Genomic DNA, 1,119 nt, shown 5'->3' with positions numbered 1-1,119 from the left:
CCTGAATTCGTATCATAAGTGCATAACCTCTGTAATCAACTGATCGCTACACACCTTTGAATTGAATCAAGACTCAGGGGTATTCTGTAAAGCGACCAAACCATACAGAGGAGCCAAGGATGGCCTATACACACCTGAGCCTTGAAGAGAGACATTATACCGAACTTCAACTGAAAGAAGGAGTCTCTCAAAACAAGATTGCCAAGGCTTTAGGACGTTCACAGAGCACGCTTTCCCGAGAGCTGGGTCGTAATACCGGGCAAAGAGGTTACCGACACAAGCAAGCCCATGGCAAAGCTAAAGAACGTCATATGGAAAAGGCTAAATCTATTAAGCTCACTGATGAGATCAAGTGCCGGATTGCACGAGATATCAAGGATGATTGGAGTCCCGAGCAAGTCGCAGGAAGGCTCGAAAAGGAAGATGTCATAAAGCTACATCATGAGACGATTTACCAGTTCATCCTGGAAGACAAAAAAGCCGGTGGAGCGCTTTATAAGCACTTACGCCATCAGGAAAAAACGTACCGTAAGCGATACGGTTCGGCTCATAACCGGACAGGTATACCCAACCGGGTTGGTATTGAAAAACGTCCAGTGGAAGCCAATAACAGAGAGCGTGTTGGTGACTGGGAAGCTGACACGATTATTGGCAAGAACCATAAAGGGGCTATCGCCACACTGGATGAAAGGAAGAGCAAACTCCGCCTTGCTGTGCCTCTGCCTGGCAAGAAAGCAAAAGCGGTTAAACAGGCAATGATTGATGTTCTTAAACCCCTGAAGAAATTTGTAAAAACTATAACTTACGACAATGGTAAAGAATTTGTTCAGCATGAAGCGGTTGCCGAAGCCTTAGAATGCGATAGCTATTTTGCCGCACCATACCACTCTTGGGAGAGAGGCCAAAATGAAAACGCGAATGGGCTACTCAGACAGTACTTTCCGAAATCGATGGAACTCGACAACGTCTCTGAGCAAGAAGTCATCATGGCGATCGACAAGCTGAATAATAGACCCAGAAAGTGCCTTGATTACAAGACACCATACGAGGCATTCAAAGAGTTAACAGGAATGGATGCAAGAAAAGTCATGGGTTATGCACTAATGACTTGAATTCAGG

General features: G+C 45.4%; 1 protein-coding gene. It reads left to right on the top strand.

The genetic code is table 11. The annotated features are described in order from the left end of the window. Positions 1–119: 119 nt before the first annotated feature. Positions 120–1,112 (top strand): IS30 family transposase, encoded by a 993-nt coding sequence (locus Q1B11_RS20195; RefSeq protein ID WP_299735816.1) that lies wholly within the window; start codon positions 120–122, stop codon positions 1,110–1,112. The last annotated feature ends 7 nt before the right edge of the window (positions 1,113–1,119 follow it).

The organism is uncultured Endozoicomonas sp., from assembly GCF_947495845.1.
Classification (GTDB): domain Bacteria; phylum Pseudomonadota; class Gammaproteobacteria; order Pseudomonadales; family Endozoicomonadaceae; genus Endozoicomonas.
Note: the sequence above shows the minus strand (reverse complement) of the source record. Positions and strands in the feature narration are given on the sequence as shown.

Excerpts from the sequence above, each read along its gene's own strand:
- Q1B11_RS20195 (WP_299735816.1), top strand. The coding sequence starts at position 120 with ATGGCCTATACACACCTGAGCCTTGAAGAGAGACATTATACCGAACTT.